Annotated in this window: 28 protein-coding genes and 5 tRNA genes; 21 read left to right on the top strand and 12 right to left on the bottom strand. The window is 37.1% G+C overall.

What is annotated here, in order from left to right:
• The first annotated feature begins 158 nt into the window (after nt 1–158).
• From ACYT6F_RS10760 to ACYT6F_RS10725, 8 genes are all read left to right on the top strand, one after another.
• Nucleotides 159–737, top strand: a complete 579-nt coding sequence (locus ACYT6F_RS10760; RefSeq protein ID WP_472597680.1) for a hypothetical protein — start codon at nt 159–161, stop codon at nt 735–737.
• A gap of 239 nt (nt 738–976) precedes the next feature.
• Nucleotides 977–1,564: a hypothetical protein gene (locus tag ACYT6F_RS10755; protein ID WP_472597679.1), complete on the top strand. Its 588-nt coding sequence runs from the start codon at nt 977–979 to the stop codon at nt 1,562–1,564.
• Between the two features lie 32 nt (nt 1,565–1,596).
• On the top strand, nt 1,597–1,992 hold the full coding sequence (locus ACYT6F_RS10750; RefSeq protein ID WP_472597678.1) for a hypothetical protein: 396 nt from the start codon (nt 1,597–1,599) through the stop codon (nt 1,990–1,992).
• A 163-nt stretch (nt 1,993–2,155) separates the two neighbouring features.
• Nucleotides 2,156–2,710 (top strand): hypoxanthine phosphoribosyltransferase, encoded by a 555-nt coding sequence (gene hpt, locus ACYT6F_RS10745; protein ID WP_472597677.1) that lies wholly within the window; start codon nt 2,156–2,158, stop codon nt 2,708–2,710.
• Between the two features lie 127 nt (nt 2,711–2,837).
• Entirely contained in the window at nt 2,838–3,419 is a 582-nt protein-coding gene (locus tag ACYT6F_RS10740; RefSeq protein ID WP_072884751.1) for an adenylate kinase, read from the top strand.
• Nucleotides 3,420–3,499: 80 nt separating this feature from the next.
• Nucleotides 3,500–4,483, top strand: a complete 984-nt coding sequence (obgE, locus tag ACYT6F_RS10735; RefSeq protein WP_472597676.1) for a GTPase ObgE — start codon at nt 3,500–3,502, stop codon at nt 4,481–4,483.
• Nucleotides 4,484–4,708: 225 nt separating this feature from the next.
• Nucleotides 4,709–5,197 (top strand): DUF6438 domain-containing protein, encoded by a 489-nt coding sequence (locus tag ACYT6F_RS10730; protein WP_472597675.1) that lies wholly within the window; start codon nt 4,709–4,711, stop codon nt 5,195–5,197.
• 89 nt (nt 5,198–5,286) lie between these two features.
• Nucleotides 5,287–6,597 carry a DEAD/DEAH box helicase gene (locus ACYT6F_RS10725; protein WP_169232612.1) on the top strand — a complete coding sequence of 437 codons (1,311 nt, stop codon included), beginning with the start codon at nt 5,287–5,289 and terminating at the stop codon, nt 6,595–6,597.
• Nucleotides 6,598–6,697: 100 nt separating this feature from the next.
• Here ACYT6F_RS10725 and ACYT6F_RS10720 read toward each other — a convergent pair whose 3' ends face one another.
• The 8 genes from ACYT6F_RS10720 to ACYT6F_RS10685 form a co-directional block, all read right to left on the bottom strand.
• Nucleotides 6,698–7,459 (bottom strand): TatD family hydrolase, encoded by a 762-nt coding sequence (locus tag ACYT6F_RS10720; RefSeq protein ID WP_472597674.1) that lies wholly within the window; start codon nt 7,457–7,459, stop codon nt 6,698–6,700.
• A gap of 4 nt (nt 7,460–7,463) precedes the next feature.
• Nucleotides 7,464–7,991, bottom strand: coding sequence for a DUF4269 domain-containing protein (locus ACYT6F_RS10715; RefSeq protein WP_472597673.1), 528 nt, complete (start codon nt 7,989–7,991; stop codon nt 7,464–7,466).
• Nucleotides 7,992–8,003: 12 nt separating this feature from the next.
• Complete coding sequence (locus ACYT6F_RS10710; protein ID WP_472597672.1) at nt 8,004–8,324, bottom strand: hypothetical protein; 321 nt, start codon at nt 8,322–8,324, stop codon at nt 8,004–8,006.
• Between the two features lie 6 nt (nt 8,325–8,330).
• Nucleotides 8,331–9,281 carry a GSCFA domain-containing protein gene (locus tag ACYT6F_RS10705; RefSeq protein WP_472597671.1) on the bottom strand — a complete coding sequence of 317 codons (951 nt, stop codon included), beginning with the start codon at nt 9,279–9,281 and terminating at the stop codon, nt 8,331–8,333.
• 24 nt (nt 9,282–9,305) lie between these two features.
• Complete coding sequence (locus ACYT6F_RS10700; RefSeq protein WP_472601116.1) at nt 9,306–10,277, bottom strand: polyprenyl synthetase family protein; 972 nt, start codon at nt 10,275–10,277, stop codon at nt 9,306–9,308.
• Nucleotides 10,278–10,780: 503 nt separating this feature from the next.
• On the bottom strand, nt 10,781–11,923 hold the full coding sequence (locus tag ACYT6F_RS10695) for an inorganic phosphate transporter (RefSeq protein WP_472597670.1): 1,143 nt from the start codon (nt 11,921–11,923) through the stop codon (nt 10,781–10,783).
• A gap of 20 nt (nt 11,924–11,943) precedes the next feature.
• Nucleotides 11,944–12,582: a DUF47 domain-containing protein gene (locus ACYT6F_RS10690; RefSeq protein WP_002981301.1), complete on the bottom strand. Its 639-nt coding sequence runs from the start codon at nt 12,580–12,582 to the stop codon at nt 11,944–11,946.
• A gap of 151 nt (nt 12,583–12,733) precedes the next feature.
• The gene (locus ACYT6F_RS10685; protein ID WP_472597669.1) at nt 12,734–14,425 is read right to left on the bottom strand and encodes a DEAD/DEAH box helicase; all 1,692 of its coding nucleotides are present in this window, start codon (nt 14,423–14,425) and stop codon (nt 12,734–12,736) included.
• Nucleotides 14,426–14,663: 238 nt separating this feature from the next.
• On the opposite strand from ACYT6F_RS10685, the gene ACYT6F_RS10680 reads away from it, so the two are divergent.
• The 3 genes from ACYT6F_RS10680 to ACYT6F_RS10670 all read left to right on the top strand — a co-directional run bounded on the left by ACYT6F_RS10680 (nt 14,664) and on the right by ACYT6F_RS10670 (nt 17,705).
• Nucleotides 14,664–15,329: a DUF2461 domain-containing protein gene (locus ACYT6F_RS10680; RefSeq protein ID WP_472597668.1), complete on the top strand. Its 666-nt coding sequence runs from the start codon at nt 14,664–14,666 to the stop codon at nt 15,327–15,329.
• A 100-nt stretch (nt 15,330–15,429) separates the two neighbouring features.
• Nucleotides 15,430–16,230 carry an FkbM family methyltransferase gene (locus ACYT6F_RS10675; RefSeq protein WP_472597667.1) on the top strand — a complete coding sequence of 267 codons (801 nt, stop codon included), beginning with the start codon at nt 15,430–15,432 and terminating at the stop codon, nt 16,228–16,230.
• Nucleotides 16,227–17,705, top strand: a complete 1,479-nt coding sequence (locus ACYT6F_RS10670) for a lipopolysaccharide biosynthesis protein (protein ID WP_472597666.1) — start codon at nt 16,227–16,229, stop codon at nt 17,703–17,705. The genes ACYT6F_RS10675 and ACYT6F_RS10670 overlap by 4 nt, the downstream gene beginning before the upstream one ends.
• Here the strand turns inward: ACYT6F_RS10670 and ACYT6F_RS10665 are convergent.
• The 4 genes from ACYT6F_RS10665 to ACYT6F_RS10650 all read right to left on the bottom strand — a co-directional run bounded on the left by ACYT6F_RS10665 (nt 17,698) and on the right by ACYT6F_RS10650 (nt 22,292).
• Nucleotides 17,698–18,765 carry a hypothetical protein gene (locus tag ACYT6F_RS10665; protein WP_472597665.1) on the bottom strand — a complete coding sequence of 356 codons (1,068 nt, stop codon included), beginning with the start codon at nt 18,763–18,765 and terminating at the stop codon, nt 17,698–17,700. The genes ACYT6F_RS10670 and ACYT6F_RS10665 overlap by 8 nt on opposite strands.
• 50 nt (nt 18,766–18,815) lie before the next feature.
• Nucleotides 18,816–19,670 (bottom strand): glycosyltransferase family 2 protein, encoded by an 855-nt coding sequence (locus ACYT6F_RS10660; protein WP_472597664.1) that lies wholly within the window; start codon nt 19,668–19,670, stop codon nt 18,816–18,818.
• 85 nt (nt 19,671–19,755) lie between these two features.
• Nucleotides 19,756–21,156 carry an aspartate ammonia-lyase gene (gene aspA / locus ACYT6F_RS10655; protein WP_472597663.1) on the bottom strand — a complete coding sequence of 467 codons (1,401 nt, stop codon included), beginning with the start codon at nt 21,154–21,156 and terminating at the stop codon, nt 19,756–19,758.
• Between the two features lie 110 nt (nt 21,157–21,266).
• Entirely contained in the window at nt 21,267–22,292 is a 1,026-nt protein-coding gene (locus tag ACYT6F_RS10650) for an N-acetylmuramoyl-L-alanine amidase (RefSeq protein ID WP_472597662.1), read from the bottom strand.
• Between the two features lie 138 nt (nt 22,293–22,430).
• Here ACYT6F_RS10650 and ACYT6F_RS10645 point away from each other — a divergent pair.
• From ACYT6F_RS10645 to ACYT6F_RS10600, 10 genes are all read left to right on the top strand, one after another.
• Nucleotides 22,431–22,515, top strand: a tRNA-Ser gene (locus tag ACYT6F_RS10645).
• Nucleotides 22,516–22,534: 19 nt separating this feature from the next.
• Nucleotides 22,535–22,609 (top strand) — tRNA-Pro (locus ACYT6F_RS10640).
• A 42-nt stretch (nt 22,610–22,651) separates the two neighbouring features.
• Nucleotides 22,652–22,725: transfer RNA gene (locus ACYT6F_RS10635), tRNA-Arg, on the top strand.
• A gap of 516 nt (nt 22,726–23,241) precedes the next feature.
• Nucleotides 23,242–23,316: transfer RNA gene (locus ACYT6F_RS10630), tRNA-Pro, on the top strand.
• Between the two features lie 19 nt (nt 23,317–23,335).
• Nucleotides 23,336–23,409, top strand: a tRNA-Arg gene (locus ACYT6F_RS10625).
• 49 nt (nt 23,410–23,458) lie between these two features.
• The gene (locus ACYT6F_RS10620) at nt 23,459–23,713 is read left to right on the top strand and encodes a GIY-YIG nuclease family protein (protein WP_472601115.1); all 255 of its coding nucleotides are present in this window, start codon (nt 23,459–23,461) and stop codon (nt 23,711–23,713) included.
• 280 nt (nt 23,714–23,993) lie between these two features.
• On the top strand, nt 23,994–24,764 hold the full coding sequence (locus tag ACYT6F_RS10615) for a type 1 glutamine amidotransferase domain-containing protein (RefSeq protein ID WP_472597661.1): 771 nt from the start codon (nt 23,994–23,996) through the stop codon (nt 24,762–24,764).
• 97 nt (nt 24,765–24,861) lie between these two features.
• Entirely contained in the window at nt 24,862–25,530 is a 669-nt protein-coding gene (locus ACYT6F_RS10610) for a potassium channel family protein (protein ID WP_472597660.1), read from the top strand.
• A gap of 39 nt (nt 25,531–25,569) precedes the next feature.
• Nucleotides 25,570–25,989: an OsmC family protein gene (locus tag ACYT6F_RS10605; protein WP_472597659.1), complete on the top strand. Its 420-nt coding sequence runs from the start codon at nt 25,570–25,572 to the stop codon at nt 25,987–25,989.
• Nucleotides 25,990–26,038: 49 nt separating this feature from the next.
• Nucleotides 26,039–26,599: a TetR/AcrR family transcriptional regulator gene (locus ACYT6F_RS10600; RefSeq protein ID WP_472597658.1), complete on the top strand. Its 561-nt coding sequence runs from the start codon at nt 26,039–26,041 to the stop codon at nt 26,597–26,599.

Raw genomic sequence — 26,599 nt, 5'->3', positions numbered from 1 at the left:
AAAAATTGGGTGGGCAAATTTGTGTGGAATTTATTTTTGGGTAGGTGTGGAAATCATGTGGTTGAGAGGAAAAACAGAATTAAATTAAAATTATTTCTGATCTTAATAATTCTTGATGAACTTTAATATTTTTGTGCCGAAAAAATTAAAACTTAAACATGAATTTTAAAACACCATTCTTAGCTTTTGCTTCCGGTCTGGCTCTGATTTCCTGCAGTCCTACTCTTAAAGTTAAACAGCTTGATGAAAAAACAGGACAGCTTCCAACGGAAACTAAAATAATGCCTAATGAAGTTCTGGCTGAAAAAAATATTGATCTGAATAATTACAATCAGTTCTTATATATTAAGAAGAGCGGTGTAAATATGGAAAAATACGAAAGTTATATCACGCAAACCTTAAAAAACGTTGGTGGTTTTAAGAAGGTTTATACCCAGGCTGAATTAGAACAATATGTAATCCAGAATAATCTTACTGATAAAGTAACAAGCATTTCAGATAATATAGGATTATTAAACCTTCAGAAACAAGTGGGCAACTTCTTAGTTTGCGAAAGCAATATTGAATTTTTAGGAGGCTATAACTATCAGTTTACATTTAAAATTACAAACCCTGCAACTACCGAAACTGTTCTTGACATCAAACATCAGGCTTTTAATTGGGGTGGTTTAGACAGACCTTTGTTTAATCCGGTTTTCAACTATTATATTGACTGGACAAAGAAAAACACTAGATAATCTTTTAATCTAAATGAACGGGTGCCAAATGGCACTCGTTTTTTGGTGTGCAAGTATCTTTTATGCAATGTGAAACTTTGAAGGCCAAAACATAAGTTTAAAAAATTTTAAAATCTTACCTCATTCTACCAAAACGTTTGGAAAACAATAAATATAATAATCAAATTCTATTAACGAAGAAATATTAGCTTTGTTTCTACAAACATTAGACTTACGAATAAATTTCAACTAAAATAATTATGTATAAACAATTAAAATCCCTTATTTTTCTTCTCATCCCTATTTTATCGTTAACAGCACAAAGTAAAGTGACAGAATATTTAAATATTCCCGGACCCATCACGATTGATTCCAAAACCTATTATTTAGTATGGAGCTCTCACCCGAATAACAATTATTACAAACAGGAATATTTAGCTTCCAATGACAATATCGAAAAATACAAAACTCTTATCATGATTGATTTTGTAAAAGGAGATTTTAAAGTGGAAGATGCCATTAATCAAAAAATCCATGAACTGGAGAAGATGAAGCAGTCAAATCCTGTTATCAATTATACGAAGTACGAGAACAATGGAGAGTATATTCTGGACTTCCTGATTAGCAAAAATTCAGATGATGGAAAAGAAATCTTAATTGCTGAAAGAAATGTTTACCGCTATAAATTAATCTCCGATAAAAATAACAGTGGGATTTTACTTTTTGGCGTAAGCGAAAGGGGATATCAGGAAAACATTGATGCATTTTTTAAAAGCCTAAAGAAAGACTCCATAAGAATGGTTGAATCTGTCGGAAACTATCAATTGCCTGACGTCAAATTAAAATAATCATTCTGAAAAGCATATTTGAATTTTAATCAATGCAAAGAACAACCATTACACTCATTTTCTTATTACTGTTCATTAGCACATCAGCAGGCGCACAAAATAAGAAGCTCAAAAAAAATCAATATCAGATTACAGGAAAAATTGTTAACGATTCTAAAATGCCAGGAAATTGTGGTTATATTGCTTATGCTGTTGTTTTAGAGTTCGAAATCAATCATGATTCCTTAAAAAATTATGAGGATAAGCAAATTCCAATTATTGTAAGATGTCCTGAATTTTTCGGAGAAAACTTTTTCGAAAAGAATAAAACATATACGCTGATTTTTACGGATCAATATAAACAAGATTTTGGCTGGACCATTCCTAATATAAATGTTTTAAAAAAATATAATCTTGAAAAACAGTATTGGTTAGTAGATATTAAATAAAAGACCTTGAAGGTTTAAGCGGCCGTATACCAGAAAGCATCAAACCTTACAGGTTTAAAAAACCCGTAAAGTTTACCACATCTCCGCGCTACAAACAATCACTCCTCCATCTATTAAAAACTTTCATCAAAAATCCTTAACTTTGCAGCCTACTAAAATTTTTATGGAAAGTATTAAAGTTCACGACAAAACTTTCGTTCCTTATCTGGAGGACGCCGAAATTCAGGAGATTGTAAAAGCAACCGCTTTAAAAATTTATGAAGATTACAAGGATGAAGTTCCTGTATTCATCGGGGTACTGAACGGCGTGATTATGTTCTTCTCAGACCTGCTGAAACATTATCCGGGTCCGTGTGAGATCGCTTTTATCCAAATGAGCTCTTACGCAGGAACAGAATCTACAGGAATCGTTTACCAGAAAATGGAGCTTACCAAAGACGTAAAAGACCGTCATATCATTTTGGTGGAAGATATTGTAGATACCGGAAACACAGTGGAGAGCCTTTTCAAATACTTCAAGGAAACACAACGCCCGAAATCGGTAAAGCTGGCTTCATTCTTACTGAAACCGGAAGTATATAAGAAAGATTTCAAGCTGGATTATATCGGAAAGGAAATCCCGAACAAATTTGTTCTTGGCTACGGACTGGATTACGATGAATTGGGAAGAAATTTACCTAATCTTTATCAACTGGAAGAGGGACAAATCAACCACTAAATTGCTATTAGCTTCTAGCTTTTGGCTATTAGCTTTTAAAAATTATATCTAAATAAAAAGTAATTATTAATTTAAAAATGCTAAAAGCAAGAAGCCAACCGCCAATTGCCAACAGCGAAACCGCATTATGATAAACATTGTTCTGTTCGGCCCTCCGGGAAGTGGAAAAGGAACTCAGGCTCAGAACCTGATTAAGAAATTCAATTTAAAACAGATCTCAACAGGTGACCTTTTCAGATTCAATATGAAAAATGATACCGAACTGGGGAAACTGGCAAAATCTTATATCGACAAAGGAGAGCTGGTTCCGGATCAGGTAACAACCGATATGTTGATTGATGAGATCAGAAAGCCCACCGATGCGGCAGGATTTATTTTTGACGGGTATCCGAGAACTGCCGTTCAGACGGAAGCACTGGAAAAAATCGTAAAAGAAGAACTGAATGATGAGATAGATATCTGTCTTTCATTGGTCGTTGAAGATAAAATTTTGGTGGAAAGACTTCTTAAAAGAGGAGAAATAAGCGGAAGATCAGACGACAGCAATGTAGAGATCATCGAAAACAGAATAAAAGAATACTACGCAAAAACAGCAGAAGTAGCCGAACTGTACAAGCAGCAGGGCAAATATGTGGAGATCAACGGTGTCGGAGATATCGACGAGATTTCTGAGAAACTTTTTGCTGAAGTAGAAAAGGTTCAAAAATAAAAATTTTTGATTCAAGGTTCAAAGTTCCAAATTCAAGGTTAAAACTTTGAACCTTCAACATTAAACCTTGAATTAAAATTATGTCAAATTTTGTAGATTACGTAAAGATTCATTGTAAAAGCGGCCACGGAGGTGCAGGTTCTGCGCATCTTCGCCGTGAAAAATATATTCCTAAAGGCGGACCTGACGGCGGAGACGGCGGTCGCGGAGGCCACGTCATCATGAAAGGAAATGCCAATGAGTGGACTTTACTTCCTCTTCGTTATACCCGTCACGTAAAAGCGGAACGCGGTGAAAACGGAGGGAAAAACCAGCTGACCGGAGCTTATGGAGCTGATGTATATATCGAAGTTCCTATCGGGACGATTGCGAAGAATGAAGACGGCGAAATCATCGGGGAAATTCTCGAAGACGGACAGGAAATCATCCTGATGGAAGGCGGAATGGGCGGAAAAGGAAACGAACATTTCAAATCGTCTACCAATCAGACGCCGAGATTTGCACAGCCCGGAATGGAAGGACAGGAAGGCTATGTGGTTTTCGAACTTAAAATCCTGGCTGATGTAGGACTGGTAGGATTTCCAAATGCGGGAAAATCTACCCTCCTGGCTTCTGTTTCTGCAGCCAAGCCAAAAATCGCCAATTATGCGTTTACAACACTGACCCCGAACCTGGGAATTGTTGATTACAGAAATTACAAGTCTTTTGTAATGGCAGATATTCCGGGAATTATTGAAGGTGCAGCAGAAGGTAAAGGATTGGGACACCGGTTTTTACGGCATATTGAAAGAAATTCCATTTTATTATTTTTAATTCCTGCCGATTCTGAAGATCATTTCCAGGAGTTTAAGATATTGGAAAATGAGTTGAAAGAATACAACCCTGAACTTTTGGACAAAGATTTCATTATCTCCATTTCAAAGTCTGATCTTCTGGATGATGAGCTGAAAAAGGAAATCGCTGCGGAATTTCCTGAGAACAAGCAACCATTGTTTTTCTCCGGTGTTACGGGTGAAGGTCTTACCGAACTGAAAGATGCCATCTGGAAACAGCTTCACGGATAAGAAATTTCTTAATACTTTATCTGGTATTTTCAGAATAATAGAACCTTGGGAATTAAACCCGAGGTTTAGCTTTTTAGAATATAAGTGCTAATTAAATCTTATTCGATTGGTTATATTTAAATAAAATTTAATTCTGAATATTTTTCTTTGTTAAATATTTGTTACCCCTTTCAATACTTGTATTTCGGAATAATTATTGAATAATTCAATCCAAATTTTAAAATTATGAAATATATATTCGGCCTTTTTGCTTTTATCTTTTTATTTTCATGCAATTCCCAGAAAATGAGTTCAAAATATTCTACCATTGAATATGAGGCAACGCCCTGTTTCGGATTTTGTCCGGTTTTTAAAATGACCATTAATGCCGACCGAACGGCTGTTTTTGAAGCGGAACATTTTAATTTCAGTGACAGACCATCGAAAGATGAATTTTCGAAACCGCGGGAAGGAACTTTTAAAGGAACCATCAAACAGGAAGATTACAATAAACTGATTTCTTTACTTGACGGACTGGATGTAAAAAACCTGAATGACAATTACGGAGAAAAGAATGTAACCGACCTTCCTTCTTCCCATTTGAGAGTTAAGTTTGCGGACGGAACTTCAAAACATGTGGAAGATTACGGTAAAAGAGGAAGCGAAAAACTTTCGGAACTGTACAAATTTTTTGAGGATCTGAGAAAGAACCAGCAGTGGACAAAAGTGAATTAAGCTACTTAAAAATATTTAAACTACCTTTGCAAAATATAATTCCTTCAAAATGAAGGAATTTTTGTTGTAATTATAAAAAAACAGTTCATTTGAATTTTACAGATTTAAACTTAATAGAACCTATTGCCAAAGCAATTCAGGAACAAGGATATACCAATCCTACCCCCATTCAGGAAAAATCGATTCCGGAAATTACGAAAGGGAAAGATTTCTTAGGATGCGCACAGACAGGAACAGGGAAAACGGCTGCTTTTGCCATCCCCATCCTTCAGAATCTCGCTCAGAATAAATTTCCGAACAAACATATCAAGGCTTTAATTTTAACACCGACAAGAGAACTTGCCATTCAGATTGAAGAAAACATCAAGGCTTACGGAAAATATTTGCCGCTAAAGCATCTTGTTATTTTCGGAGGTGTAAAACAGGGAAACCAGGAAACTGCCCTGAAAAAGGGTGTTGACATTCTTGTTGCCACTCCGGGAAGATTGCTGGACTTTATATCCCAGGGAATCATCAGCTTAAAAAACCTTGAAATCTTCGTACTTGACGAAGCCGACAGAATGCTTGATATGGGCTTTGTACATGATGTGAAGAGAATCATAAAGCTGTTGCCTCAGAAAAGACAGACGCTGTTTTTCTCTGCTACCATGCCTGCAGAAATCCAGAAACTGGCTGATTCCATTCTGAACAATCCTGTAAAGGTAGAGGTGACACCGGTTTCCTCAACTGCCGATACGATAAAGCAGTCGGTTTATTTTGTAGAAAAGGACAATAAGCTGAATCTTTTAACGCATATTCTGAAAAATGATATTTCCGATTCTGTTCTCGTTTTTTCGAGAACGAAACACGGAGCCGACAAAATCGCCAGAAAACTGCAGAAAGATCAGATTACCACGGAAGCGATCCACGGAAATAAATCGCAGAATGCACGTCAGAATGCATTAAATAATTTCAAATCCGGTAAAACAAGGGTTTTGGTTGCGACTGATATTGCGGCGCGGGGAATTGATATTGATGAGCTGAAATTCGTGATTAATTTTGAACTTTCAGATGTATCCGAAACGTATGTTCACCGAATCGGAAGAACGGGAAGAGCCGGCGCAGAAGGAACTTCTATTTCTTTTGTAGACGGCCTGGATCTTTTAAACCTGAAAAACACGGAAAAACTGATCGGGAAAAAAATCCCTATCATCAAGGACCATCCGTTTCATACCGATGATCTTGTGGTTCAGAAAAGGGATTCTAACAACAAACCTTTTAACCCCGGTTCAGACAAGCCAAAACCTGCAAGATCCGGCAGCGGTGCTCCGAGATCGAAAAACAGGAATAAACCGGATTCTTCGGCTGCGCCTACGGGATTTAAAAAGCCAAAGAATAAAAACTTTACAAGAAAAAAATAATGAAAAGTCTTCCGATAGGGAAGACTTTTTATGTTTTGGCTGAAGCCGATGAACCTTTTGACTTGAAAAAACGGACTAAAGTCCGTTTCTATTGAAAATATTATTTAAATAAATTCCTGGCATTTTCTGTGGTTATCCTGTCAATCTCCGAAAAGTCTTTTCCATAGATATTAACCAGTTTTCCGGCTACCAGATCAAGATAGGCACTTTCATTTCTTTTTCCACGGTGCGGAACGGGTGCGAGATACGGAGAATCTGTTTCCAGAACAATCTTTTCCAACGGAATTTCGTTTAGAAACTGGTCTATTTTCCCATTTTTAAAGGTCACTACCCCACCGATTCCCAAGATAAAATTGAGATCAATGGCATGTTTTGCCTGCTCAAGGTTTCCGGAAAAACAATGGAAGATCCCTCTCAGCTTCGGGTGTTTTTTTCTTTCGAGAACGTCAAATGTCTCATCAAAACTTTCCCGCGTGTGAATAACAATAGGCAGATCTTTTTCGATAGCCCAGTCAATCTGCTGTTCAAAAGCTTTCACCTGAATATCTAATGTTGTTTTGTCCCAATACAGATCGATTCCAATTTCTCCGATCGCTGGAAAGTCTCTTTCATCAAGATAATTTTTTACAATTTCGAGCTCTTTTTCCCAGTTTTCGGGCTTTACGTAGCAAGGATGCAGTCCCATCATGGAAAAGATCTGGCCCGGATATTCTGCTTCGAGCTGAAGCATTTTTCCATGCGATTCAGAATCAATGGCAGGAAGATAAAATTGGGTAATTCCTTTATCTACCGCTCTCCGGATCGCTTCTTTTCTGTCTTCATCAAATTCTTCTGCGTATAAATGTGTATGCGTATCAATCATTTCTTTATAATTTTAACAGGTCTTCATAAGGGTTTTCAAGCCCCAAAAGCATCCCGAAGGCTGGCTCGGTTTTAATTCCCTGTTTTTTAAGTTCTATTATTTTTTGTTTAAAATTTTCTCCTTTTTCCTGTAATACTTTGTATTCAGCGATCATGTGGCGGTAGGCATTCTGCTCTTTTACGGGCTTGTTCTGCCCGAAAATTTCGATGGGAAATTCTTCCAGCATGAAATTTATAGTGATACACTTTTCACCATCCAAAACTGAATATTCAATTTTAACTTCTGCATCGTGAGGTATAAATCTGCTAAATATTAAATCTTTCAAAAAATCTTCTTCAAACCTAAGATCAACCTCGCAAATGATATCCAGATCACTGTCTTCAATATCTATTTCTATCGGGATTGTTCCGGCCAGAACAGGAGAATATTCTTTTAGCTTTTCAAAAAGATGATGTTTTGAAAGAACCTCGTACGTCCTTCTTTGCTTTTCATTTCCTGATTTCAAATATTCAATTGTTGTAAAGTCGATCATTATACAATTTCATTAAGCCTGTGCATTTACATGATTGAGAACCTCCTGTGTTATATCTTTACCTCCTGTAAAATTTTTATAAAATGATACAATGCTGAAAATCGGGCCGAAAGGAAAACCCCACCATCCAAGAAAAAACGTCAACAATGAATACTTCCAGCTATATTTGACTGTTGATTCATCCGATTTTACAAAATAAATGTCACTTCCTCTTCTGAATGTAAGAATGATGATCGAAATTGTGTAGGAAAAAACCACAAATCTTCCACCTTTCCTTAGTTCATCGTTAATTTCATCTGTTGATAATCCTTCTGTGTTTTTAATTATTGCCATTAGTTTTTAAAATATTTTATGCTTTACTTTTTGCTGCTGTACTTCAATTTTTTGATTTAATTTTTCTTTAAATTCTATATATTTCGGGTCTTTCTCATCGTCGGTTCTGTGTTCCAGAGCTTTGTTGATCTTGAAATTCTCTTTGATAAAGTCTTTGGTTTCATCAGCAAAATAAGCATTCCCGAATTTCTCAAAGATATAATTCACTGCTTGAGCATTCGGATGTATCATGTCTTCTTTGTAAAACCGGTAATCCCTTAAATCGTCCATCAGAATTTCGTAGACGGGAAGATAATGACAGTTTTCAAACTGATGAATGGCTTCATGAACAGCCGTGATCAGCTTAGACTTGCTTAACTGGTTTTCTGTCATCCCGTCTTTCGTATGCCGAACGGGAGAAACAGTAAAGAGTATCTGCACGTTATCTTTACAGATGTCATTCAGGTTCAATATTGTGTTATAAATAGAATCCGTAATTTCCTGATGGCTCAGCAGTCTTTTTTCAAAGAATTTCTGCGGAATTTTATGACAGTTGGCAACAAGTTTCTCTTTAGGAAAAAACTCATAGATAAAAGAGGTTCCATACGTGATAATAACCCAATCAGTTCCTTGCAGAAAAGAATTTCCTTCTTCTAGTTTAGCATTAATCTTTGCTAACGTCTGGTGAATATACCTCGTATCAAAACTGGTATGGTGATCGAGTGAAATGAATTCGTCGTTAAAGGTGATTAATTCTTCTTCATTATAAAATTCCGCATCATGGAGCCTTTTTACAGCATTACCAATGGAAAAAGGGTTAAAAACGGTCCCAAACGGATTATTCAGCGTTTGCAGCTGTCCCTGACGGAAAAGATCTGACATTTCAGAAGCAAAGCAAGACCCGATTGAAAATATTTTATCTTCAAGCTCTATTTTCTTCTCCGATTCTTTAATTTCAACTTCTGTCCTGAATTTCATTAACTAAATTTGAAAGACTTGAGATTAACTTTCTCTTCTCAATAAATAATTAGCCAGCTCTGCAAAAGGCTTTTTCTTCTCTTCCGGAATATCAATTTTCTGAAGATAGCTCTGTCCGATTTCATTGTGCTTTTCTATCAGTCGTAATGCTTTCTCGTCTACTTTCGTTCTTCTAAAGATTTTCTCAACGCCGTATACTTTATCGATATTATCGGTCTTCTTGGAGTACCAGTAATCAAGCTCTTTTCTTTCTTCTTCTGTAGCATGTTCCCTAGCCATCAGATAAAGAACGGTCTTTTTATTTTCATAAATATCTCCGGCATGTTTTTTACCAAACTGTGCCTGATCTCCGAATACATCAAGGTAGTCATCCATTATCTGGAAGGCAATACCTATGTGTTTTCCAAAATTGAATATGGCTTTGGCATCTTTAAAGTTGGCTTTGGCGATCAACGCTCCGATTTCGAATGAAGAAGCACTTAAAACTCCTGTTTTATAGGTAATCATTCTGATGTAATCATCAAACGTTACATTTTCCTGGGTTTCAAAATTAATATCGTATTGCTGTCCTTCACATAAAAGCAGTCCTGTGTGTGTAAAAATTCTGATACATGCCTTAAAGATTTCAGGCTCAAGATCTTCAAAAAACTTATATGCTTTCAGCATTAATCCGTCTCCCGAAAGAATACCGACGTTAATTCCGTGTAAGGTATGAATGGTGGGCTTATTTCTTCTCAGTGGAGCCTCATCCATGATATCGTCATGAATCAGTGTGAAATTATGGAAAAACTCGATTGCCAGTGCAGGCTTGATTGCTTCGTTAAGATTACCGCCAAACAGATCGCAAGCCATAAGCACCATGATCGGGCGAAGTCGTTTTCCGCCGTGTGAAATGATATAATTCATCGGCTCATACAACTCTGCCGGCTTGTCTTTAAAGGTATATTTGGCAATAGCATCCGCAACAATCTGCTGGTATCTGTCTAAAAATTCCATAAATTCTAATAGTTTGAACAAAAATACAATTTTTTCGGGGCTTTTTAAAGTAAAAATCCTTACCGTTTAATCCTGAAGGAAATTTATTTCTTTATTTAAAAGTGATAAATATTCTTAAAGTTTTATTTGATTTGATTGAACTGTTGAGCTAAGTTGTCATGCTGGAAGCATCTCAACTGCTTCATGCATAAGATCTCTTATATGCATACTTTACATTTAAATTCTTAATATGACAACAAGCTTAAGTATCTGAAAAATTCAGGTTAAGACAACATCCTAGCCCTGATTGAAGCTTTGTTTGAGCTCATTTTTTGATTTCGGCGGCGCGGCAGAGCCGCGCCGCCGAAATCAAAAAATAGCGAGTGCGGAAAGCAGGAAAAAGCTCCAAATAAATAATAAATCTTATTTTTTAATGTAATCAAATTATTAATATATCCCGAGGTTAAAACAAAAAAACTTTGCCCGGATGAGCAAAGTTTTTTATTATACTATAAAGTTATTTTTTAAGATAAAAATGTTACCACGAGATAGGTAATTCCTGCAACTATTGCCGAAATAGGAATGGTAAGAACCCAGGCCCATAGTAAGCTTACGGTAATTCCCCATCGTACGGCAGATATTCTTTTGGTAAGACCAACCCCGATAATGGATCCTGTAATGGTGTGTGTTGTAGAAACAGGGATTCCGAAGTGATCGGTGATGAATAAAGTAATTGCCCCTGCAGTTTCCGCACTTACCCCTTCCAGCGAAGTTACCTTTGTAATTTTAGTTCCCATTGTTTTGATGATCTTCCATCCTCCGCTCATTGTACCTAAAGCGATGGCAATAAATGAAACTAAAGGAACCCAGATATAGTGTTCTGCAAAGTAATCGAAACGCCCTGCAGCAGGTATAGCAAGGTAAACAGGGTCCTGCAGCATCTGCACGTGATAGTAGATCAATGCAGCACCGATGATTCCCATTACTTTCTGGGCATCATTCAGACCGTGTCCTAAGCTGAAAAGTGCCGAAGAAGCCAGCTGCAGTCTTTTGAAGGACTGGTCTGCCTTATGTGGATTTGATTTTTTATAAAGATGAACAATAATCAACGTAATAATGATTGAAATAATCATCCCGATAATCGGAGCCATGAAAATAAATAAGAAAATAGGAATTACCTTATCAAATTTCACAACACTTTGTTGCGTTACCTGGCTTGCCGCTTCTTTGATGGTATCCCACATCCCTAATTCCGGATGAGCTGCTACAACACTATGGTAATCCATCATGAAAGCATGCATTAAGGCTGCTCCCAAAAATCCTCCGATCAGGGTATGCGAAGAAGAAGAAGGAATACCAAACCACCATGTAAGCAGATTCCATGCGATAGCGGCTACAAGCCCGGAAAATATCACTTCAAGGGTGATAAAATTTTCATTGACGGTTTTGGCAATCGTGTTACCGATCTTAAATTCGCCAATAATATAGGCAGCGATAAAGAACGCTGCAAAATTCCATAGTGCTGCCCAAAGTACAGCCTGGAAAGGTGTTAAAACTTTTGTAGAAACAATAGTCGCAATTGAGTTGGCCGCATCATGAAAACCATTGATGTAATCGAAAATCAGAGCCAAGGCAATAATAACTATAAGTAAAATCGGAAATTCCATTGTTTAATTATAATTATTAATTAAGCGTATTTAATCATGATGTTCTCAATTGTATTGGCAACATCTTCTGCTTTATCGGTTACGACTTCAAGATAATTAAGTACAGATGAAACTTTGATGATATTGATGGCGTCATTCGTTTCGAATAATTCCACCATTGAATTGGAAAGAAGGTCGTCTGCTATATTTTCAATAGAGTTCACTTTAATACAAGCTTCTTTTACCTGTTCCATATTTTTGAAGCCTTTCAGGTTCTTCATGGCATTCTGGATCTCAAGACAAGCTTTGTGGATTAACAATGAGAAATCTGAATATGCCTTCATTTCAGGAGATTTATACAGGAAAATATATTTTGTGGAAGCATAAATGTAATCCGCAATATCATCCAGACCTGTTGCCAGGGTATGAATATCTTCTCTGTCGAAAGGTGTAATGAAATTTTTTCCCAGTTCTACGAAGATCTCGTGAGTAAGCTCGTCATTTTTATGTTCGAAGTCACTCATTTTTTTCAGCATGGAATCGTCATTAAGATCGAAATCCTTGATTCCTGTATTGAATTCCTCAGACATTGCGACAAGGTTCTCGGTTACTTTTTCGAACAGTACGAAGAAGATTTTATCTTTTGGTTGAAAAGCGTGGAAAATATTACCAATTCCCATTTTTAAGTATTTATAATTCGAGTGCAAATTTCTTAAAAAACACCCTTACCTGAAAGAGTACAACATTAAGTTTTGTTAACATTGCGTGATGATCTGACTATCAAATAAAAAAACCGGCTGTATGGCCGGTTTCAGTATATTTTTCGGGAGCTTAGTTTGCTACTTCCGCTCTCATTTCCTTTCCTTTGAACTTCATAGATCCGATGTTGCTCAAAACATTGTCTTTGAATGACTTTTCAACCTCGAAGAATGAGAATTTCTCAAGAATCTCGATGTCACCGATTTCTGCTCTTTTCTTGCTCTTGCCGGACGTTGCTTTATTAATAATATCCAATACGTCAAGCTTTTTCAGCTGATCTTTTTTACCAAGATTAAAGAAGAATCTTACCATATCTTCGTTCTTTCTTCTTGGTTTTCCGCCACGATCTCTGTCGCCGCGATCACGGTCACGATCTCTACCTCTATCTCTGTCGCGGTCCCTTCTGTCTCTTCTGGAACCACTGTCATCATCTCTGCTGCTCAGCTTTTGGTCCATAAGATCATGTCTGTCTTTGTAATAAAGGGCAAGATCTTTCAGCTGGAACTGAAGCAGTTTATGAGCAAGCTCCTCTTTTGTAAAAGCTGATAAATCAGGAATCAGGGAGTCATCAAATTCAAAGAAATCTTCGTGAATCTCGAAAAGACTTTCGAAAACACCTCCAACCTGGGCTTTGATAATATCTTCTCCGGTAGGAATTTTGCCTTCATGCATTTCAATTTTCGTCACCGATTTGATCTGCTTCAGCTTTCTGCTTTCTTCAGGTTTGATCAGGGCAATAGAAATACCGTCTTTTCCTGCTCTTCCGGTTCTTCCGCTTCGGTGAACGAATACTTCCGGATCATCCGGTAAAGAGTAGTGAATAACGTGAGTCAGGGAGTTAACATCCAATCCTCTCGCCGCAACATCAGTTGCCACCAAAATATCGATATTTTTCAGTCTGAATTTCTTCATTACCGTATCTCTCTGCGCCTGAGAAAGATCTCCGTGAAGCGCATCTGCTGCGTACCCGTTCTGCATTAAGAAATCTGCAACCTCCTGGGTTTCCATTCTCGTTCTGCAGAAAATAATGGAATACTGATTCGGGTTGGAATCAATAAGACGCTTTAAAGCTTCTTTTTTCTGGCGATATCCGATCACATAATATTCATGTTTGATGTTCTTCTTAACTTCGTTAATAGAACCAACAGAAATTCTGTGCGGCTTAGTAAGATAATTTTTTGAAATTCTTTCCACTTCTTTGCTCATTGTAGCAGAGAAAAGGAAAGTCTGCTTGGTTTCAGGAGTTTCGCTGAGAATTGTTTCCAGCTCATCTTTGAAACCCATAGAAAGCATTTCGTCGGCTTCATCCAGAACCAGCCAGTGGATCGCGGAGAAGTCTAATGCTTTTCTGTTGATAAGGTCGATTACTCTTCCGGGAGTTCCCACAATGATTTGCGGTTTATCCTTGAGCGATCTGATCTGATCCATAATACTGCTTCCACCATAAACGGCTGTCGTTTTGATGTCTTTCATGTATTTGGAGTAATTTTTAATGTCTTTCGTAATCTGAAGACATAATTCCCGTGTCGGACAAAGCACCAAAAGTTGGATTTTGCGACTCGTATCGTCAATCATATCCAAAATCGGAAGCGAAAACGCTGCTGTTTTGCCTGTCCCTGTCTGCGCAAGTGCGATCAAGTCGCGAATATCTGAAAGAATAAAAGGGATAGTCTGTTTTTGGATTTCTGTCGGGCTTTCGTAACCCAGTTCGCCAATAGCCTTAAGAATATCAGGACTTAAATTGGTTTCCGTAAATAAATTCATTAAATATTTTAAAATTTTTGCAAAGATACGATTATTATTTGAATTACATTTTAACTATTATTACAGAAACAATAATTTAATATTTAAAAGTGATAATGCTTTTATAATTTCCGCAGAAAAAACGCCATATTTTTAATATTAATTTAATCGCTTTATCTGGCACACTCTCTGGTAGGCACGAAAAATGTATTTCCGGTATTGCCCGATTTTGATTAATTTTGAATGAAAATAAAAAAATATGCCAGCAGCAGTTTCACCAAAAGTTTTTGATTTTTTAAGACAACTTGCCGAAAATAACAACCGTGAATGGTTTACAGAGAATAAAAATCTTTATACCGAATCTCAGGAAAATATTGCAGCATTTCTTGAAGATCTGATTGCAGAGATGTCTGAATTTGATTCTGAACTGGGAAAAATTGATGCTAAAAAATCTCTATTCAGAATTTACAGGGATACTCGTTTTTCAAAAGATAAAACACCGTATAAAACCAACATCGGCGCCTCTCTCGGAATGGGCAAAGGCAGCCAGAAAGGCGGATATTACCTGCATCTGGAGCCGGGAAAATCTTTTATTGCCGGAGGAATCTACATGCCGGAATCTTCTGTTCTGAAAATCCTGAGAAAAGAAATTTCACTGTATGGACAGGAATTTTTAAATATTTTAAATGATAAGGAGTTCAAAAAGTATTTTCCGGAGCTGGACCAGGATAATCAACTTAAAAAAGTTCCGCAGGGATTTGAAAAAGAAGATCCCATGGCTGACTACCTGAAACTGAAAAGCTTTATTGTAGTTTATAATCTTTCGGATAAGGAAGTTTCGGATAAAAATGCTTCAAAAAACCTTGCGAAAATCTTCAAAGCGATGAAGCCGTTGAATGATTTTCTGAATGCACCTTTTTTATAGTTTAAAATCATATTAATTGATAGCCAGACACTTATAATTTAGCTGTTTTAACATTAATTTAACATTTTTATGTATATTTGCTCTTGTCAAAAGCAAAAGAATGTCTCTATACCAAAGAATCGCTGAAAATCTGCAATATATAAGTCCCGGTTTTTACAAAAAAAGATTTTTTAAGAGTTTAAATAATCTTAGTAAAGACAATTTCTCTGCAAGAAATGTAGAACCGGAATTGGTATGGATTAAGGAATTCCTGAATAAAAAATCTGTGATTTTGGACATCGGGGCCAATGTAGGAACATTTTTGTACCAACTTGAAAACAAGCTGGATCATGAACAAATCTATGCTTTTGAACCTAACAAAAAATTATACAGACGGCTTAAAAGACTTTTTCCGGCAATGCGGGTCTTCCCTCTGGCTCTTTCGGATGAAAATACCACAGCTGAGTTTAAGGTTCCGGTGATTAATGGAAGAACGATTGCTTCGCGAGGGACACTGAATACTTCCTACAAAGAAAGAGGCGAAGAAAGGAGCTATACCGAAAAGGTGAAAGTAATACGCCTCGACGACTGGGCTGCTATTGAAAATTTCCACCGACTGGATTTTATCAAAATAGATGTTGAGGGCAACGAGATCAAAACGCTTTCCGGCGCCCGCGAAGTAATCTGCAAATTCCTGCCTGTTCTTATGGTAGAAATGGAACAGAGACATCATAACACCCCGATCTGGCATGAAATTTCCGAAGTAGAATCCTGGGGATATGATGCCAATTATTTAAACCGGTCTACTTTTGAGCTCGAAAAATTAACAGAAGAAATTTTGCTGAAAAACATAAGTGACGAAAAAAATAAAAAAGAATACATCAATAATATTATCTTCATCCCCAAAAGCCCACAAAAATGAGTGTAGTTGCAAGACAAGGGTTTAAGTATTCTATCATTGGCTATGTAGGTTTTCTGCTGGGTACCGTTTCCGCAATTTTTATCTTCCCGAACGATTTTGAGTTTTATGGCAAACTGAGATACAGCATGCAGACCGCAGAAATGCTGGTTCCTTTTGTTGTTTTCGGGATCTCCTATGCAAACGTGAAATTTTTCCACAATGTACAGAAAGACGGCAAAAACCAGAATATGCTTTCCCTGTCATTGCTTACGATCTGTATTAATTTCCTGATCTTCTGCGGCGTATTTTTAATACTCCCCTACTTTTACCCCCAGTTTTTAAAAACCCAGGCATGGAACATCAAGGAAATTATTCTGCCACTGATACTGGTTTTGTCTTTGTGTGCTATATTCAATAAATACACCTCCAATTATAAACGGATCGTTGTCTCCAATATTTTTGACAATCTTTTTCCTAAAATAGCTAATCTTGGCGCTTTCTGCCTTTTTTTTTATTTTGCACTTTCACAGAAAACGGCACTGGCTTTTTTCTTCGGGATCTTTGCACTGATGCTCTCTGGATATATTTATTACACGAATAAGCTGGATAAAATCAACCTTGATTTCAGCACCGATTATTTTAAGAAAGACGGCTTCTGGAAAGAATTTATGAATTACAGTTTTTTCGGTTTCCTAGGCACTTTCGGGAATTATCTTGCCATCAACAGCTTTATGATCGGCGAATATATGGGAATGGAGGAAAACGGGATTTATTCAACTTTATATGCTTTGATTTCCCTGATTTCGATTCCGCAGCTGGGATTGTTTAATATTTCAGCTCCGATTATCAGTAAGCATCTTTTAGACGGCGATATGGAAGGACTAGATAAATTCCATAAGAAAACCTCGCTTACCCTGTATTTTTTAGGAGCAGTTTTGTTCTCCTGCATTATGGTGGGATTTCCTTATCTGACTTATTTTATGCCTAAAAACGGAATGTTACTGAGAGAATATGAGCCGGTAGTCTGGATCTGGGGTTCGGCTGTTTTAATTGATCTGGCAACAGGTTTCAACGGGAATATCATTTCTCTTTCAAAATATTACAAATTCAATATTCTGGTAATGCTTCTGCTTGCAGGGCTCACTATTTCTTTAAATTTATATTTTTTGAAAAATACAGATTTGAAACTGATCGGTATTGCGCTGTCGACAGCCATTTCACTAACCACTTATAATGTAGTGAAGATCGTTTTTAATTATTTTGTATTTAAAGTTTCGCCGCTTACGATTGAGATGATTTTTGTTTCGATTATCTGTACGCTGGCCATTACCGTGGCAATTGTGCTGCCGAATTTCAGCAATAATTTCATCAATCTGATTTACAAACCTGCAGTGGTCTTGCTTTTGATTTTTATCGGTAATTATTTTACGAAAGTCTTCCCGATTGAAGATTATTTAAACAGGAATTTTATTAAAAGTATTTTTAAATTTAAGTAGAACTGAGACTGTTTAAAAGATCTTCAAGGTTTTGCCTTACGGCCTGCTTACTGTAATCTTTCTGAAAGTCAAAATGGAAGTCTCTGAGTTCTTCAAACTGTCGAATAAGATCGGGCTGCTCGGGAATAATGAAATCCAGTGAAGACCGATAGTTTTCCGGAAACACAGCCAGCTTTCCAAATTTTATGGCATCGCCAATATTTCCAGTCATTTTTGTCCTTCCATATATTTCTTTTTGGCTAAAAAACTCTGTTTCCTGTTGAATCGGGCACCATAAAACGTCTGCTTTCTCCATCCACTGCTCAAAGTCTGCCTGGGAAACTCTCTCCGGAAAATACGTAATATCAACATATTGTAAAGACCGTTCCAGATCTGTAAGTTTCTTTAATTCGGAATGATCAGCCTTACCCAGAAACACAAATTCTACCTGCTTTTTCTGAATGTCTGAATCAGTATACAGCTGTTCAATTTTTTTGATCTCAGAAAATATCTTTTCATAATCTCTCCTCTTCTGGCTTACTCCGCCGGGAATAACGATTGTCAGGATCTCGCCATCAACTTTCACCGACTGTTTTGTATAGAAAAGCGGTAAAAATCTGAAGCGTTCCGAGACAAGCGCCTCATCAAGAACCAAGAGGCTTTTTGCTTTCCCGTAAATTTTTGATGAATACAGCAATCCTTCTTTCCATAAAAGTTTTAACCGGTAAATGCTGTCTTTTTTGAATATGCTTTTGAACAGACTGAAATTTGAAGCACTGATAAAGTTAATATTGTGAACAATAACCGCTGTATTGTATTTTTCAGCAATGGCAGAAAATGTATTGAAATACCGGTGAGCAGTCCCTATAATAACCAGGTCATATTTCCTCGATTTCAGCTGATCGAAAATCATCGAACTGTCGGAAAGATAGACGGATTCAGCATTATCAGTAATCTGATCTTTAATTTTTTTTGAAAAATAATAGTCCACCGAAAAAGCCTCTGATCCCTTCATGATCTCCATGAAAGACTGGGCAATTTCTGCGTGGGTATCAATTTCTATGTAGGCTATTCTTTTCAAGTGATGTTCTTAAATAACATTTGTATTTTAAGCGATAAGCTCATACTGAACTACATTTTGAGCCATTTTTGCTTAAGCATTTCCCAGCGTTGGCGATTGATGACTTTTCTTTCCTCTTTAGAAATTTTCAATTCCAATTTTTTCCTGCGGCAATTTTCATAGGAGCCGGTAATCTTAAAAAAGAAAGAAACAGACTTGCTTTTTGCGGCCTCCTTAAAAGAAGCTATATAAGCTAAAAACCTGTTTAGCCCCAGAAAATAGAAATATTTACCGTAATATTCAGCAGGCTTTATGGTGTAATCTGCGCCTTTTACTTTGATTAAATGCACATGCAGTTCGGGTAAGACAACTTCTTTCCAGCCCAGGTTCTGAAGCAGGATCGCATCAATATTATCCCAGCCCAAGGTCTCTCTGATCCCGTTCATCTGTATAAAACTTTCTTTACGATATGCCTTTACCGGACCCCGTACATGATGTTTATTAGAGTTTCCTTCGTACACCCAATCTCCGTCTTTCTCGACGTATAAAAGTCCGCCAACCAATCCATACTTCAGATTATCGCGAAACGCTTTTTCTATTTTTTCCAGATAATTTTCAGGAAATATGACATCAGAATCAAATTTACAAATGATGTCAAACATATTTACATCCTGCGTTTCCAGTCCTTTCTTAAAAGCATTAACAACTTTTGAACCTGGCTGGTGTAAAGATTTCTGCAGATTTACGGTTTCAAACCTGGAGTCATGATCTGTATATTTTCTGATTACTTCTGAAGTATTATCCGTAGAACCGTCGTTTACAATTACTGCTTTAAAATCCTTAAAGCTTTGCTGCTGTAAAGAATCCAGTGTAAAAGGAAGATTATTCTCTTCGTTATGTGCAGGAATTATGATTAAAAACCTCACTTTTAATTTATAAATGATGATTGATAAGTGATAAATGATTAACAGAATTTAGCTTGAATCGATCAGTCATCACTTATCGTTTATTTTATTTGTTATGCGGTTTCAGCATGTTTCTTGGATCAAGAATTTCATCCAGTTTTTCCTGGGAAAGAATCCCTTTTTCCAATATCAGATTATAAACACTTTTTCCGGTTTCCAGCGCTTCTTTTGCAATTTCGGTAGAATATTTGTAGCCAATATACGGGTTCAGAGCGGTTACGATTCCTATGCTGTGTTTTACCATATTTAGGCATACTTCACGGTTTGCAGTAATTCCTACTACACATTTTTCCCGAAGGGTGTCGATCGCATTGCAAAGAAAATGAATATTTTCCATGATAACGTGTGAAAGTACAGGCTCCATCACATTGAGCTGCAACTGCCCTGCCTCTGCAGCAAAAGTAACGGTAAGATCGTTCCCGAAAACTTTAAAACAAACCTGGTTGACTACTTCCGGAATCACAGGATTGACTTTACCCGGCATAATGGAAGACCCCGGCTGCATCGGTGGAAGATTGATCTCGAAAAGTCCGGCTCTCGGTCCTGAAGAAAGCAGCCTCAGATCGTTGCATATTTTTGACAGTTTTACGGCGAGCCGTTTCATTGCAGAAGAGTAAATAACATAAGATCCTGTATCAGGTGTTGCTTCTACCAAATCGGGCGCTGAGACTACCGGAAACCCTGAAATTTGCGCAAGATTTTTTGCGCAAAGAGCAGCATATCCTATCGGAGCATTTAATCCAGTTCCGATGGCGGTGGCTCCCATATTCACTTCTACGAAGAGACTGGCGTTATTGTTTAATTTTGAAATATCTTCTTCCAGAGTCGCAGCGAATGCTTCAAACTCCTGCCCCAAGGTCATCGGAACAGCATCCTGAAGCTGTGTACGGCCCATCTTGATGATGTCATGGAATTCTTTTCCCTTTTCTCTGAATGCTTCCACAATTTTTTCAAGCTTTTCCACAAGAATTGCATTCATCTGCAGCAATCCCATTTTGATGGCTGTAGGATAAGCATCATTGGTAGATTGTGAAAGATTGACGTGGTCATTTGGTGAACAGAACAGATATTCCCCTTTATTTTTGCCTAATTTTTCCAGAACCCTGTTGGCGATCACTTCATTGGCGTTCATATTGATTGAAGTCCCGGCTCCTCCCTGGATCATATCTACAGGAAACTGCTCGTGGAGCTCACCGTTGATGATTTCATCACAAACTTCAGCAATATTGAAATACATTGTCTCATCGAGAAGTCCAAGTTCGCAGTTTGTTTTTGCTGCCGCTTTTTTCACGTATGCTAACCCTCGGATAAACTGAGGATAGGAGGACAAAAGCTGCCCCGAAATTTTAAAATTATTAATTGCTCTCTGCGTCTGTACTCCATAATAAGCATTTATCGGAACATTTAATTCGCCCAGTAAATCGCTTTCTTTTCTGAAATTTTCCATAGTGTATAGATTAATGTAACAGTTTAGCAATGTATCAATTTAACAATAAAAAAGTAAGTGAAATCTTTAAAATTTAAATTATATACACTGATAAAAATACATTATTATATTTATTTTAACGGATATTTGAGTATTAAAGCCTGCAATATTGCATAGGTTTCAGGATCCATGATTCCGTCATAATTCTGCGGTCTGAAGTGATACTGAAAAGCTTCAATGGTTTTCTTGGTAGCATCATCCCATTTTCCGCTGAAATCCAGTCCGTAACCGAATTTCTGTAATTGTGTCTGAACGTTGAAAATAAACGTTGGATCGTTATATTTCGTTTGAAAATCCGTAGATACGGCAAGGTCGTAGAAACTTTGTTTTGCAGTTTCATCATACCACATCCCGATCTGATATTCATCATACAGTCTTTTCCAGGGAAATGTAGGACCCGGATCCTGTTTTCTTGTCGGAGCAATATCGGAGTGCGCAAGAATATTGGTGGCCGGAATCTGATACCGGTTTGCAATATCTTTTACCAGGGCCGCTACTTTTTTGATCTGCGCTTCGTCAAAAGGAGCAAATATTCTTTTGCCGGAGGCATCGGTTGTATAACCGGTATTCACAATTTCAATTCCGATTGAAGTGTCGTTAAGGTTTTTATCTGCCCTCCATGCGCTTACACCGGCATGATAAGCACGCTTATTTTCGTCAACCAGCTGGTAAATTTCGTTATCTCCTGTATTGTTTACAAGGTAATGTGCACTTACAGCCTGCTGGGTAAGAACCGTAATGGATTTATCATCAGGTAAAGCCGTATAATGCAGGATAAGGTATCTCTGTCTGAAATTTTGTGCAACAGCCGGAAAGTAATCTTTTACAACTTTATAACCCGCCGGTTTTGCAGAAACAATAGACCCATAACTTGCGGTATTATCATTATTTGCCGCATTAGCAATATTGGTTGTAAAAAAGTCGACTCCATGTTCTGTAGAAACCTTTGGTTTTGGCTTTTCGGCTGTGGTATTAGCAGTGGTTTTAGGCTGTACTGACGGGGTTCTTGGGATGTACTGCCTTTTTTTGGCATTTTGCTGTGAAGTACAGGAAAAAACGACTGTACTTAATCCGATGATATATAATGTTTTACGCATTTGTTTATTTTTTATAGCAGTTTATCAGCTCAAAAATACGCAAATTTTTCTTGAAAAATATTTGGTAAATAAAGAAATCTATTCTATATTTGCACTCGCAATAAAGGAACAACGATCATTAAAAAACGAAGATAAACAGGAGGGTTGCCGGAGTGGTTAACGGAGCAGTTTGCTAAACTGTCGACGCGAAAGTGTCGCAAGGGTTCGAATCCCTTACCCTCCGCTTTTCTATATATCTTTTTCGGGGCGTAGCGTAGTCCGGTCATCGCGCCTGGTTTGGGACCAGGAGGTCGCAGGTTCGAATCCTGCCGCCCCGACTTTTTACAAGCTTATTTACTAAGCGGAATCAACTTTATAATGGGTGCGTAGCTCAGCTGGATAGAGCATCTGCCTTCTAAGCAGACGGTCAAAGGTTCGAATCCTTTCGCGCTCACAGAACCTCATAGCTTTTGCTATGAGGTTTTTTTGTTTACAAATTTAATTACAGCTTGAAATCCCGTATACTGAAGACAGATTAATGAACTTATAATTTACAATCATTTATTGATTTAAATACTTACTTGGAAAAAAGTGGAAAAGAATCTTTTTCATCCCTCCATTTACATTCATTTTAAGCAATGCTGCCGTAAATTTTACCTGTATTTTCAATTTCATATACATACTTAGAATAATGTTCTAAATATATATGTTCTGTTTTTATTTTTTAAAAAGTATTTGCTGATTTTATCCGGATAGAAATCAAAAGCAACAGAAAGCATTGCCGGTAGAAAAATGAAAGTGAAATTTTTCTCATTATTATTTTCTATAAAACAATGGTTATTAATCATGTAAATTTACTGGAATGATTTTGTTAAAAAATTATTCTGATTTTATTTTTATAATTCAAAAAAAGTATCTATATTTGCACCCACAAAAAACAAGGTAATATACCTGTTTTAGATGACCTCATCGGGGCGTAGCGTAGTCCGGTCATCGCGCCTGGTTTGGGACCAGGAGGTCGCAGGTTCGAATCCTGCCGCCCCGACTTTAAATTTTATTTTTTAGGGTGCGTAGCTCAGCTGGATAGAGCATCTGCCTTCTAAGCAGACGGTCAAAGGTTCGAATCCTTTCGCGCTCACAGAACCTCATAGCTTTCGTTATGAGGTTTTTTGTTTATATTAGTTCCCATGTGTTATTGTTATATCCTTTTTTCTCAATCACTAAATAAATATTATATCGGACATTCTTGTGAAAACTTACAAGAAAGAGTACGAAAACATCTCTCCGATCATAGAGGATTTACCTCTAATGCCAAAGACTGGATTGTTGTTTACAGTGAAAAGTATGATTCTAAACTGCAAGCATATCAAAGAGAACGAGAAATAAAATCATGGAAGAGTAAATTTAAAATTAAAGAACTCATTGAAAGCTCAGCTGAATAGAGCATCCCGATTTATCGGGACGGTCAAAGGTTCGAATCCTTTCGCGCTCACATAAACTCATAGTTTCTTTTATGAAAACAAAGGAAACCAGAATAAATTTATTGATAGTAAGTACGGTTCTTCACATTAACATAGAAACCAATTTACACCTTTACAAGACTACAACAATATTTTTTTCTGGAGATCCGGTTACTTACAAAAATGTTAGCTTATTACAAAAAGAGCCACTTGTTGGTTTTGATTCGGATAAGTAATTAATTTGTATCTGTAAAAAAACAAAATGAGCCTAAAAAATACAAATGCGGTTCGTCCTGAGAGCCCGAAAAAAATTGCTATCGTAATTGCCAATCCAGCCATTTCAACAACTACCGGATGGCCGGTTGGCTTTTGGTGGAGTGAGCTTACCCACCCTTATTATGAATTTTCAGAGAAAGGCTATCATATAGAGATCTTCTCTCCCAATGGAGGCAGATGTGAAGCTGATTCTATGAGCGACCCTAATGATCCTAGCGGTTATTCTGCAACAGACCTTATAAGTCAGGGATTTATTCACACACCTTCTTTAAAAAGCCTGGTTGAAAATACCAAAAAAGTTTCTGACATCGACGTTTCGGAATTTGATGCTATCGTTGTAGCCGGAGGACAGGCTCCTATGTTTAACTTTGCTGAAGCAACAGACCTCCATCATAAATTTGTGTCGTTTTACGAAGCCGGCAAAATAGCTGCAGCACTGTGTCATGGTGTTGCCATCCTTAAGTATGCCAGGCTTAGCAATGGAGAATATCTTGCAAAAGGCAAAACTGTAACCGGATTTGCCAATGTGGAAGAAGATTTTGCAGATAACGCCGTATGGGATTATAATCTCCTGTCAAGAGATCAGCATCTTATGCCCTGGAGAATTGAAGATGAAATGAAAGCAATCGGTGCCAATTACATCCAAGCGGGTTTATGGAAAGGTTTTGCAGTAAGAGACGGGAATCTGGTAACCGGACAACAAAATTTCAGCGGCAGTGAAACAGCGAAAATCATTATAGCCGCATTAGGCGAGTAATTCATTAAAATTTATCAGTTACAGTTGATTAACACTGTTTTTATTATGGTTTTTAATAGTCATAGTGAAACAGTATGATCCATAGAGAGCTATAGAAATGCACAATAAAAGAATACATCAGAGACTCAGTGATTACAGGTTCGAATTTTTGTTAACTGCCCTACTTTTTTTACTTTTTGATAAAATTCTTTTTCCCGACAATACGATTTTCCTGAAATATGTCTGGCCGGTCAATATGATTCTCATTGCAGCAGCATGCTTTGGAGTCTTTAAAGAAAGAAGCAAAAGAATTAATGTTCTCAAGAATATTTTTAGTTTCATCAGCATTCTGATGCCCATAGGATTTTTATTTCTCAGCCAAAAGTTATGGTTTATAGAGTTTCTTACCGTATTTTTCATTCTGTATTATGCGTTTATTTTTATAGAAGTGATGCGGCAGATTACCAAGGCAAGGGAAATTCGTATTAACGTGATTATAGGATCCTTTTGTGGCTATATGATACTAAGCCTGGTCGCACTGTTTTCCTATCTTTTTATAGAGCTTAATTTTCGCGGGTCTTTTCATGGGATTACGCAAAATAATATTTCTCAGGTATATAACGAATTATCTTATTTTAGCTTCATAACGCTTACCAGTATTGGCTTTGGTGACATTTATCCGATAACGGATATGAGCAGGCTGGTTGTAGCATTTTTCGGAATGGCAGGACAGTTTTACATGGTAGCTGTCGTGGGAATCATCATTTCGAGGTTTGCTTCAAAATAAATTAATTTAATTAAAAAATAAATAAAAAACACGAATAGTATGCAGATTAAAAGAAAATCAACCGCCGTATGGAGCGGAACAGGTAAGGAAGGAAAAGGAAGTTTAAGCACCCAAAGCACCGTATTAAATGATACACAATATGGCTTTAATTCCCGTTTTGCAGATGGCATCGGCACTAATCCAGAAGAACTTATTGCAACGGCGCACGCAGGTTGTTTCAGTATGAAACTGGCCTTTAACATTCAGGCAGCAGGCTTTGCCGCAGATGAGCTAAAAACAGAATGTGAAATTGTACTGGAAGACAGCAGCATTACACAATCCAACCTTACGCTTTTCGCAAAAGTTGCAGGCATAGATCCTGCAAAATTCGACGAACTGGTAAAAGATGCCGAAGCAAACTGCCCAGTTTCCAGATTGTTGAATACAAAAATTACCGTACATTACACATTGGATCACTAGAATGCCTGTCAGTACGATATTTAGGACGGACATTTGTTAACAATTTTAAATGGCAGAAAAACAAATTCATAAAGAAATCAATCCCGGACAACAAGTCTGGATTCTTGCAGGCTACACAAACTTTGCATTGTCTGGCGAAAACGGTCTGAAAATAGAAAAGCTGGCTAAAATAACAGGAATCAGTAAATCTTCCTTCTATCATCACTTCGCTGATACCGAATTATTTCTGGATCAGCTTTTTGCATTTCATCTTTTTCAGTGCAGGATTATTGCAGATAAAGAAAAGACTGTAAAAAAAATCAATCCTGAGTTAATAAATATTTTGACCGAACATAAGACCGACTTATTATTTAACAGACAGCTGCGTTTCAATCAGGAGCGGGAAAATTATAAAACAGTGCTTGACAAATCTAATCAGATTATCGGAACAGACTTCGTAAGGATCTGGGCAGAAGATCTTAGACTTACTTTAAATCAAAAACAAATGGAAGGTCTTTTTGAACTTGCTTTGGAGAACTTTTTCTTAAGAATTAACAATGAAAATATAACCGCTGCATGGCTGTCTTCTTATTTTGAAAATCTTGCAAAAATTGCCAAAAATTTCGAATAA

It is taken from the genome of Chryseobacterium sp. NG-CE01 (assembly GCF_055695505.1).
Note: the sequence above shows the minus strand (reverse complement) of the source record. Positions and strands in the feature narration are given on the sequence as shown.

What these genes read in the sequence shown, in the direction of transcription:
- ACYT6F_RS10690 (WP_002981301.1), bottom strand. Translation starts at nt 12,582, where the DNA reads ATGGGAATTGGTAATATTTTCCACGCTTTTCAACCAAAAGATAAAATC.
- ACYT6F_RS10605 (WP_472597659.1), top strand. Translation starts at nt 25,570, where the DNA reads ATGCAGATTAAAAGAAAATCAACCGCCGTATGGAGCGGAACAGGTAAG.
- ACYT6F_RS10740 (WP_072884751.1), top strand. Translation starts at nt 2,838, where the DNA reads ATGATAAACATTGTTCTGTTCGGCCCTCCGGGAAGTGGAAAAGGAACT.
- ACYT6F_RS10760 (WP_472597680.1), top strand. Translation starts at nt 159, where the DNA reads ATGAATTTTAAAACACCATTCTTAGCTTTTGCTTCCGGTCTGGCTCTG.
- ACYT6F_RS10720 (WP_472597674.1), bottom strand. Translation starts at nt 7,459, where the DNA reads ATGATTGATACGCATACACATTTATACGCAGAAGAATTTGATGAAGAC.
- ACYT6F_RS10650 (WP_472597662.1), bottom strand. Translation starts at nt 22,292, where the DNA reads ATGCGTAAAACATTATATATCATCGGATTAAGTACAGTCGTTTTTTCC.
- ACYT6F_RS10715 (WP_472597673.1), bottom strand. Translation starts at nt 7,991, where the DNA reads ATGATCGACTTTACAACAATTGAATATTTGAAATCAGGAAATGAAAAG.
- ACYT6F_RS10610 (WP_472597660.1), top strand. Translation starts at nt 24,862, where the DNA reads ATGCACAATAAAAGAATACATCAGAGACTCAGTGATTACAGGTTCGAA.
- ACYT6F_RS10675 (WP_472597667.1), top strand. Translation starts at nt 15,430, where the DNA reads ATGTCTCTATACCAAAGAATCGCTGAAAATCTGCAATATATAAGTCCC.
- ACYT6F_RS10615 (WP_472597661.1), top strand. Translation starts at nt 23,994, where the DNA reads ATGAGCCTAAAAAATACAAATGCGGTTCGTCCTGAGAGCCCGAAAAAA.
- ACYT6F_RS10730 (WP_472597675.1), top strand. Translation starts at nt 4,709, where the DNA reads ATGAAATATATATTCGGCCTTTTTGCTTTTATCTTTTTATTTTCATGC.
- obgE (WP_472597676.1), top strand. Translation starts at nt 3,500, where the DNA reads ATGTCAAATTTTGTAGATTACGTAAAGATTCATTGTAAAAGCGGCCAC.
- ACYT6F_RS10710 (WP_472597672.1), bottom strand. Translation starts at nt 8,324, where the DNA reads ATGGCAATAATTAAAAACACAGAAGGATTATCAACAGATGAAATTAAC.
- ACYT6F_RS10670 (WP_472597666.1), top strand. Translation starts at nt 16,227, where the DNA reads ATGAGTGTAGTTGCAAGACAAGGGTTTAAGTATTCTATCATTGGCTAT.
- ACYT6F_RS10620 (WP_472601115.1), top strand. Translation starts at nt 23,459, where the DNA reads ATGTGTTATTGTTATATCCTTTTTTCTCAATCACTAAATAAATATTAT.
- hpt (WP_472597677.1), top strand. Translation starts at nt 2,156, where the DNA reads ATGGAAAGTATTAAAGTTCACGACAAAACTTTCGTTCCTTATCTGGAG.
- ACYT6F_RS10750 (WP_472597678.1), top strand. Translation starts at nt 1,597, where the DNA reads ATGCAAAGAACAACCATTACACTCATTTTCTTATTACTGTTCATTAGC.
- ACYT6F_RS10705 (WP_472597671.1), bottom strand. Translation starts at nt 9,281, where the DNA reads ATGAAATTCAGGACAGAAGTTGAAATTAAAGAATCGGAGAAGAAAATA.
- ACYT6F_RS10755 (WP_472597679.1), top strand. Translation starts at nt 977, where the DNA reads ATGTATAAACAATTAAAATCCCTTATTTTTCTTCTCATCCCTATTTTA.
- ACYT6F_RS10695 (WP_472597670.1), bottom strand. Translation starts at nt 11,923, where the DNA reads ATGGAATTTCCGATTTTACTTATAGTTATTATTGCCTTGGCTCTGATT.
- ACYT6F_RS10700 (WP_472601116.1), bottom strand. Translation starts at nt 10,277, where the DNA reads ATGGAATTTTTAGACAGATACCAGCAGATTGTTGCGGATGCTATTGCC.
- aspA (WP_472597663.1), bottom strand. Translation starts at nt 21,156, where the DNA reads ATGGAAAATTTCAGAAAAGAAAGCGATTTACTGGGCGAATTAAATGTT.
- ACYT6F_RS10685 (WP_472597669.1), bottom strand. Translation starts at nt 14,425, where the DNA reads ATGAATTTATTTACGGAAACCAATTTAAGTCCTGATATTCTTAAGGCT.
- ACYT6F_RS10600 (WP_472597658.1), top strand. Translation starts at nt 26,039, where the DNA reads ATGGCAGAAAAACAAATTCATAAAGAAATCAATCCCGGACAACAAGTC.
- ACYT6F_RS10680 (WP_472597668.1), top strand. Translation starts at nt 14,664, where the DNA reads ATGCCAGCAGCAGTTTCACCAAAAGTTTTTGATTTTTTAAGACAACTT.